The organism is Pedobacter sp. 01N416 (assembly GCF_056399685.1).
In genome coordinates, this window is the sequence record NZ_JBFTRT010001062.1 from 1 (window position 1) to 533 (window position 533).

Consider the following 533-nt stretch of genomic DNA (forward strand, 5'->3'; position numbering starts at 1 on the left):
CCGATATTCTCTTTGGTTTTGCCAATAGTCGGATTGATCAGATGTTTTATAATGAATTTCAGTTATGGGATATTACCTATCCTGATTTAAAATACCAGTTCGGAACGGATCCCAATAAATATAACAGTGGCAACTATGGATTGATTTCGAAGGGGATGCTGAGAACACAAGCGGATGTAGATGCACTTCTCAATCAATACCCAACATATACCATTAACAACAGGGTACCACAAGTTGGTTGGCTGTATTATGAAGATACTAATGGCGATGGAAAAATTACTGAAAAAGATCAGGTTCCTATGTTCGAGTCTACCAATTCTTTTGGTATTGGCTTTAATGTGGCCATTTCTTACAAAACATTGAGTTTAAGTACAAACTTTGTAACCAGGTTTGGCGGAAAGGTGTTTTTTGATAGCAAATCAAAAGCACCTGCAAGTACTACGGTTAATGTTCCGGCTTATTGGCGCGATCACTGGACACCAGAAAATCCAAATGCAGAATTTCCAAGGTTTGATGATGCCGGTATAGCAGCC

General features: G+C 38.8%; 1 pseudogene. It reads left to right on the top strand.

Annotation, left to right across the window (positions count from 1 at the left end):
• Nucleotides 1-533, top strand: a pseudogene (locus AC1DND_RS29240) (SusC/RagA family TonB-linked outer membrane protein); the annotation flags it as partial.